Below are 6611 nucleotides of genomic sequence, written 5' to 3' on the forward strand. Positions count from 1 at the left end.
TCAACATGGACATGCCCAGCAGGTGGTCGACGTGGCGATCAGTACCACGATCGAGCGATCACGAACCGAGGAAGATCGGACTTAACGTCCACTGAGACCAATCGGGCAACAGGGTCCGTCGATGTACTCGAAGAGCGCGAGGTTCGCCTCGGCCCGGGTGGCGAAGACGCGGCCGCGGACGCACTCGGTTTTGATCAATCCGGGCTCGCGCTTCCAGGTGATCCGTTCGAACTCAGTGGGCGGTTTCCCACTGGTGTCCCCTCCGTCGCACCCCGCAAAGCCGAAGTCGGGACCGCCCGCGGTCCCGCGACGACGCTCACTGATTTGCCAGGGCGGAACCGCGGGTGTCTCCTGGAAACAGGCGCATGAGCCAGGCGGAAGTACGGAGTGTTCCGCATGCCTGACAAAGAGGTCTGCCCAAATTGTGGTGGTGAAGCACGACCAAGTGCAACATCGTGCAGCTACTGCGGCCTCACCTTCACCTCTCGGCCGCCTCCACCCGCGCCGGTGGCGCCCCCGCCCCCCCTCCAGCCTCCGGCTCCACGTGCTGAGGGATCGCCGGGGCACACGGAAAGGCCGCTGCGGCTGCCCAGCGCTGGTGATGTCGTCGAAGGTCAGATCCGGGCCCTGCAGAGCCAGAGCGGGCAAGGCGGAAATGATGATCTTACGGTCTGGACGTTCCGCGTGGAAGCATTTGATCCGGCAGGGAACCGGGTTTCGCTCACTCCAGTCGAGATGAGGGGCTACCGGTTCGACGGGTCCGTCCACGACGGTGACTGGGTCAGGGCGCGCGGGCGTAGCAAAGGCGGGACGTTGCGTGTGGACCGTCTGCAAAACCTGACGACCGGCGCCGACGTCCGGGCGAAGCAGATCCCCAAGATCGTCCTTATCCCGGTCATCATCTTCATGATTGCAGTGATGGCCTTCGTCATCTGGGGCTTCTTCATGACGTTCTTTCAAGGATGAGTTTCCAGAAGGCCCGTGAGAACCGAGGTTCGCGCCAAGGCGACGGCACACTGACCGGCCAATCGGCAACACAGCAATCAGCATGTACCCCATGCGTGGACGGCGTGTCCTTCATCATCTTTGCGTCGGAGCGCCGTCACCGCAGGAGCCGTCATGAGTACTGATCCAGTGAGCACCGCCGCGGTGGATTACCTCCAGCGTGTTCAGATCACTCCGACACTATCCAGCAACGACGCCAACATGCCGCCAAGTGCGCGTCGCGCCATCCGTGTGAAGGGGATCGGACGGGCGGTGCGCGCACCGACCTCACCAGCCGACACCACACTGGAGACCGGGACGCCGTCTACAGGCACAAGCTTCGAACCGCCGACACTACCTCTGCTGGTAGGCCTTGCCGGTGCTGGCGCCCCTCTTGCATTCCTGCTCGACGGCGAGCCCGATGGCATCTCGGTGCGACTTGGCACCTGGGCCACGGACAGCCCGGACGGAACGATCATCGACACTCGGCAGTCGGTGATCCTCTCTATCCTCGATGGCTGCTACCCGGCCGTGGATGCCGCCGCCTCCGAAGTGGGCACACCCGGACTCGCCTGCGGCGCGGTCGCCCTTGGCGTGCCCAGCCCCGCGACAGTAGACCAGCGCGACGGCGCTCTGCCGATCGACCGGTTGGTTCGGTCAATGACCGGCCTACGCTGGGCCACGCTCGTCCTGGCCACGCCTGTCAGCGCGGACCTTCTCAGTGAAGATCGAAACCTCGTCCTCAACGAGATGCGCTCTGTGACTGCGGCGGTAGAGGCCGTGGGTATTCGCAGTCCCCTTGCGGACCACTACCTGTCCCTCCTGCAAGCACGTCTGGATGCGCTAGCCGACGCGCACGCGCGCGGCGGGTGGCGCACGGCCGTCTACCTGCTCGGAGCCCGCCACCAGGACCTGAGCGCACTGGCCGGCGCATGGCGGGCGGTGTTCTCCGGACTGAGGTCCGTGCCCGAACCGGTACGCACGATCGCTCATCCGGCAGTTGTCGATCTGGCAGCCTACTGGGCTCTGCCTGACGGTCCCGAGCTGCCGGGCCCCAACAGCTACCGGCATCCCTACGCTGCACAGACTCTGCTGAGTTCGGCACAACTCGCTGCCTACGTGCATCTGCCCAACCTGGAGACCCTTGGCTTCACGGTCAGCCAAGTACCCCACTTTGATGTTGTGGCTCCAACGGTCACGAGTGAGGAAGCACACCTGATGGTTGGGCAGGTGATGAACAACAACCAGGTGACCGCCGGGACCTACCAGGTTCCGCTGCGCTCACTCAGCCGCCACGTGTTCATTCCTGGCACAACCGGCTCAGGCAAGACCAACACCATCATGGGGATGCTGCTCGAGGCCCGTACCCAAGGCGTCCCCTTCCTGGTGATCGAGCCGGCCAAGACCGAGTACCGTGCTCTGATTGACCATCCGACTCTCGGTCACGACGTGCAGGTCTTCACAGCGGGCAAGGCCACCGTAGCGCCGTTCGTACTGAACCCCTTCGAAGTCCCAGCGGGCACAACTGTCAGCGAGCACCTCGATCTTCTGCGGACTGTCTTTACAGCCGCCTTCGGAATGTGGACGCCCCTGCCCCAAATCCTCGAGCGCTGTCTCCACGACGTCTACCTTGACCGTGGCTGGGACCTGCGCACCAACACCAACGCACGGCTAGAGGGCGCGATCGTGACGGCCGATGCATTCCCCACGGTGTCCGGTCTGATCGACAAGGTTGCTGAGGTCATCCCCGCCCTCGGATACGAGGAGCGTATCGCCGGCGACATGCGAGCCGCCTTGCTCACCCGACTGGAGTCGCTGCGCCGCGGCGCCAAAGGCGCGATGCTCGACGTCGCTCAGTCCCTGCCACCCGCAGAACTATTCGATACGCCCACTGTGGTCGAACTAGAGGCACTGGCGGATGAAGGGGACAAGGCCTTCTTCGCGGGCCTGTTGCTGATCCGGCTCGTCGAGCACCGCCGGGCTCAAGGGCAGTCCTCCAAGCTGGTGCACCTGCTGGTCGTCGAGGAAGCTCACCGGCTCTTGGCTAACGTGCCCACCCAGGTCGGTGAAGAGACAGCTAATCCCCGTGGGCAGGCCGTGGAGACATTTTCCAACCTGCTTTCGGAGATCCGAGCCTACGGCGAAGGAGTGATCATCGCCGACCAAGTCCCGGTACGACTCGCGCCTGACGTGATCAAGAACACCAATCTCAAAATCGCGCACCGTGTTGTCTCTGCGGACGACCGCGCTGCTCTCGCGGGAGCCATGGCGATGGACGAACCTCAGGCGAAGGCGCTGACCACCCTCGCAGTGGGCGAGGCCGCGGTGTTTAGTGGCGGCGATGATGCCCCCCTACGCATCCGAATACCGTTGACGAAGGATCCGCTCTCACCGAGCCCTCCGCCGGACTCGCAGGTGCAGGACCATATGAAGCGCTGGCGGGACACAGGCTCGCGGGGGGAGCTGTACCAGCCCCGAACCTACTGCGGACAGACATGCGCACGTCCAGCTGCCTGTGAGGCAGCCCAGACCCTCGCAGGCGGCGAGTACGCTCAGCGGACGCTCTCCCGCATTGTGACATCCGTCATCGACGAGCCCACGGCATTCGATCGCCTGTGGGAAGACCTCATCTCCGTCTTGAGCACCCAGCGGCCCACGAGCGTCACTCCCGACGAACTCGTTCGTGCCTTCGCCGGTCACGGCACCGATTGGCTTGCCTCCCGACGAGGTGCCCAGCGTGCCTGGTCCTACGCTGACACCAGCGAGTTCCGTGACCGGCTACGTGCCCTGCTCCTGGACAAACTGGAAACGGGCGGCGACAACTCGGCACCGTTGGTGAGTGCCTTGCGGCAGACCGCACACCGTCTCTACGCCCGCCAGTTCGAACCGTATCCAGCCTGCCATCTTGTCTGCACCCAAGATCCGCCCCTGTGCTTGTACCGCTCTGCCGTCGCCGATCTGGTCAGCAGCCGCCGCCACCACGTCGCGTGGTTCGAGGCAGACCAACGTGACGCTGGGACTGAGGACAAACGACGTCGGAACACATGGGAAGTGTGCCAGGACGCAGCATACGAGCTGATCGATTTCCCCACCGAGGAGGTATCCGATGAAGTCAAGGCAACGCTGGACACCGCCGCGCGACGCGTCTGCCTGTGCTTCGAACAACAAATGCTCGCCGACGACCGCCGCAAGGCCCCCCGCACCGTCCGGCGCCTTCTTGCTCGTGACCTGAGGGAGGCCAATCTCTGATGGTCTCCGACAAGTCTGTGATGGGACTCCGCGACCACACACTCATCGCGACCTCCTCCGACGAACATCCATCCCACCAAGTTGAACTTATGAGGGGTATGGCCGAGGAGGCCGTGTTGGACCTCATGAAGAAAGGCGCGGCGCTCCGTGGTAATGATGCAGCAAACGCGGCCGGACAGGGCCTGGAGATGCGGCTTCACCCCGAGAGCTTTGTGGGGAAGGGTCCATCCACCGAGGGCCTCGACATCGGATTACAGGGTAAGGCTGCGGTTTCCATTGCCAAATCACTTCCCCTGCCAGGGGTCGGGATGCTCGAAGATGGCTCTGCGAAGAATGCTCGCATGGATTTCGGTCTCAAGCTGGAGCTTGGTAAGTGTGGCCAATCTGATGCACGCCAGCGTGACGCGTTCGACCAATTGCAGGGACTCTCATCAAAACCCGACTCCACCGATTACGAAGCACGCTTGAGTGATGGGGCCGCGGCCAAAGACGGCGGCGAGACCCACAACCCGATGAACGAAAGGGCGCTTGCTGACAAGTTCAACGCGGAGGCCACGCCAGCCTACGCGAGTCTGGAGCCCAACTCACTTGATCCCGACCGATCACAGCACCGCTCGGGGCTGATAGGTCGTGTCTGACAGAGACTTCGAGCGCACGGACACTGCCTACGACAGGCCAGACGGACCCGACACGTCGGCCCGCACGGAGCGCCCGAGCTTGACAGGAGACGCCCAGACGGAGTCGCACGCAGCCGAAACCGACGACTTGCAGAGCGAGCGCCCAGAACTGTCCGGATCCGGTCCCGAAAAGGAACCGGACGAGAGTTCGATCCGTGGAACAGGGTCAGAAGTGAGCGGTGACACTCACCAAGGTGAGCGCCCAGAACTGTCGGGATCCGGCGCGGGTCACGGGCTTGAGAATGCAGACATTGACCCCGGCTTCGACATCAAAGGACCTGAGAACGCAGACATTGACCCCGGCTTCGACATCAAAGGACCTGAGAACGCAGGCGACGCACCAAAGGACACGTATGAGGGTGATTCCATTCGCGAGAAGGCGGGGACAGAGTCGGGCCGTGGCGCCCACCAGGGCGAACGCCCCGAACTCGACACCATCCAGCCATCCGCAACGAACAATCCCGACCATCCCGGAAGCATGGGCGACGAGCCTTATGAAATTTACACACCTTACCCGGAGTCCACAATAAAAGCTGATCCAGACGGAACTTGGCCAAGCCCGTACACGGAAGAGCCACGTATTGGGTTCGGTCGAGAACCGAAGGGAAACCCTGATAGCGGCTACGCGGAGGAACCGGACACTGGGTTCGGCAGGACCCCGCCGGATGAGGTGCCCACTGAACCGCGTTTGCCAGAGGCTCCGTCAGAGCCACCTCAGCCGGCAGAGACGCCTCCAGACCAAGTTGCTGTCGAGCCCGAGTCGCCACCGGGCACGGAACCGATACCACCTGATGAATTGCCCACTGAGCCTGTACTGCCTCCCGGGCGGCAGCCAGGGCAAAAGCCGCCACTACCCGGAACTATGCCAAATCCCGACCATCCCGGAAGCATGGGCGACGAGCCTTATGAAATTTACACACCTTACCCGGAGTCCACAATAAAAGCTGATCCAGACGGAACTTGGCCAAGCCCGTACACGGAAGAGCCACGTATTGGGTTCGGTCGAGAACCGAAGGGAAACCCTGATAGCGGCTACGCGGAGGAACCGGACACTGGGTTCGGCAGGACCCCGCCGGATGAGGTGCCCACTGAACCGCGTTTGCCAGAGGCTCCGTCAGAGCCACCTCAGCCGGCAGAGACGCCTCCAGACCAAGTTGCTGTCGAGCCCGAGTCGCCACCAGGCACGGAGCCGCCCAAGGCCGAAGCCCCCAAGGCCGAAGCCCCCAAGGCCGAAGCCCCCAAGGCCGAAGCCCCCAAGGCCGAAGCCCCCAAGGCCGAAGCCCCCAAGGCCGAAGCCCCCAAGGGAGGCTTGGAAGTGCCGGGTGTAATTGGTGTACTCGGTAAGTTGGGCGGCCTGGCCCTAGAAGTAAAATTTGTCTACGACGTCGCGCGAGAGGTCGAATTTATTAGTGATCCTGATAACCCAAAGTGGGGCACCGAACGGACTGATATGTTCGGAGACCACTATTACAAGCAACCGGACGGCTCATGGACTACTTCGCCCCCCAATAGGGCGTGAATGCCCTGACCACCTTGTCGGCTTTCCATGACGCCATCGCCGACAGCTACTGAACCTGAATGAGTGATGTCGGGGCGTTCGGCTGCTTCAGTGGACGTTAAGTCCGATCTTCCTCGGTTCGTGATCGCTCGATCGTGGTACTGATCGCCACGTCGACCACCTGCTGGGCATGTCCATGTTGA

The 6611-nt window shown here is 63.0% G+C and carries 5 protein-coding genes; 4 read left to right on the forward strand and 1 reads right to left on the reverse strand.

Features of this window, described 5'->3' with window-relative positions:
- Window positions 1-81 precede the first annotated feature (81 nt).
- Window positions 82-768, reverse strand: coding sequence for an IS3 family transposase (locus ACZ69M_RS50960; protein WP_470060523.1), 687 nt, complete (start codon window positions 766-768; stop codon window positions 82-84).
- Here ACZ69M_RS50960 and ACZ69M_RS50965 point away from each other — a divergent pair.
- The 4 genes from ACZ69M_RS50965 to ACZ69M_RS50980 all read left to right on the forward strand — a co-directional run bounded on the left by ACZ69M_RS50965 (window position 685) and on the right by ACZ69M_RS50980 (window position 6429).
- Entirely contained in the window at window positions 685-966 is a 282-nt protein-coding gene (locus ACZ69M_RS50965; protein ID WP_470060527.1) for a hypothetical protein, read from the forward strand. The two genes, ACZ69M_RS50960 and ACZ69M_RS50965, sit on opposite strands and share 84 nt — an antisense overlap.
- Window positions 967-1119: 153 nt before the next feature.
- Window positions 1120-4233: an ATP-binding protein gene (locus ACZ69M_RS50970; RefSeq protein WP_470060524.1), complete on the forward strand. Its 3114-nt coding sequence runs from the start codon at window positions 1120-1122 to the stop codon at window positions 4231-4233.
- On the forward strand, window positions 4233-4871 hold the full coding sequence (locus ACZ69M_RS50975) for a hypothetical protein (protein WP_470060525.1): 639 nt from the start codon (window positions 4233-4235) through the stop codon (window positions 4869-4871). The genes ACZ69M_RS50970 and ACZ69M_RS50975 overlap by 1 nt, the downstream gene beginning before the upstream one ends.
- Window positions 4864-6429 (forward strand): hypothetical protein, encoded by a 1566-nt coding sequence (locus ACZ69M_RS50980; RefSeq protein WP_470060526.1) that lies wholly within the window; start codon window positions 4864-4866, stop codon window positions 6427-6429. The genes ACZ69M_RS50975 and ACZ69M_RS50980 overlap by 8 nt, the downstream gene beginning before the upstream one ends.
- Window positions 6430-6611 lie beyond the last annotated feature (182 nt).

This window comes from Streptomyces sp. NPDC107454 (assembly GCF_055582885.1).